Source organism: Janthinobacterium saanense, assembly GCF_014200675.1.
In the GTDB taxonomy this organism is placed as follows: Bacteria; Pseudomonadota; Gammaproteobacteria; order Burkholderiales; family Burkholderiaceae_D; genus Janthinobacterium.
In genome coordinates this window covers 1-1,187 of the sequence record NZ_JACHCI010000046.1, presented here as the reverse complement: position 1 = coordinate 1,187, position 1,187 = coordinate 1, and the positions used below count along the sequence as shown (strand labels likewise).

General features: G+C 58.6%; 1 protein-coding gene. It reads right to left on the bottom strand.

Going from position 1 to position 1,187, the window contains the following annotated elements:
• Window positions 1-115: 115 nt before the first annotated feature.
• A complete protein-coding gene (locus tag HDE72_RS27550) occupies window positions 116-1,099 on the bottom strand; it encodes an IS5 family transposase (RefSeq protein ID WP_183748785.1) in 984 nt (327 codons plus the stop codon).
• Window positions 1,100-1,187 lie beyond the last annotated feature (88 nt).

Sequence of the window (1,187 nt, the reverse complement as noted above, 5' to 3'; positions counted from 1 at the left end):
GGAAGCGCTGATCAATTCGCTTTCCTAGCGAAATTGACGCGCCAAATGGTCGAACAGTAAGTCGATCAAGCGTATTTTCGGTCGATTTGACGCGATGCTTCGCGTCTTTCGGTCATCAGGACGGACTACGGGATTCGCTGATCGTAAAGCGCCTGCCAGCCAGCAGCAGATTGGCGAAGGCGAACAAGGTGAACAGCTGTGCTGTATTCTTGGTCAGGCCGCGATAGCGCGTTTTACGATGACGGAACAAGTTCTTGATGACATGAAACGGGTGCTCGACTTTCGCCCTCACGCTCGCTTTCAGATGTTCCAGCTTTTCCGTCAGGCGTCCCAGTTTGTTGTTGGGCAGCGCCTTGCGTTTGGAACGCTTCATGGCCACATGCCAGGTGACCGGTTTGCCGATGTTTTCAGGCCGCTTTTCCACGCCCTGATAGCCAGCATCACCCAACGCGGCGACTTCATCGCCATGCAGCAGCGCGTGCGCCTGGGTCACGTCGGCGACATTGCCAGCCGTGCCGACAAGCGTGTGAACCAGACCCGACGCGGCGTCCACGCCGATATGTGCTTTCATGCCGAAGTGCCAGTCATTGCCTTTCTTCGACTGGTGCATTTCAGGATCGCGCTTGCCGTCCTTGTTCTTGGTGGATGGTGGCGCGGCGATCAACGTAGCATCCACGATGGTGCCTTCACGCATCATCAAGCCTTTCTCGGCCAAATGTCCGTTGATCGTATCGAATATCTGCCGCGTCAGCGCGTTTGCTTCCAGCAGGTGGCGGAACTTCAGCAACGTCGTCGCGTCCGGCGCCGACTCGCGGCCCAGGTCAATGCCAACGAAAGCGCGGATGGACTGGCTGTCGTAGACCGCGTCCTCGATGCCTTCGTCCGACAGCCCAAAGCACTGCTGGGCAACGTACATGCGCAGCATGCGCGCCAGTCCGATCGGCGGGCGCCCGGCGCCTTCGACCTTGGGATAGAACGGCTCGATCAGCTTGTGCAGCTTGCCCCACGGCGTCACGCTGTCGATTTCGGCCAGGAAGCGGTCGCGCCGCGTGAGTTTCTTCTTGGCGGCGTATTCAAGGTCGGAGAAGCTCTTTTGCATGGTCGGCGGTGGGGCAATGAACGTGTCGCTATTGTCTCAGTTCGGCGCGCTGCCGTGAACGGCAGCCGAAGAATAAATCAGCGTTTCC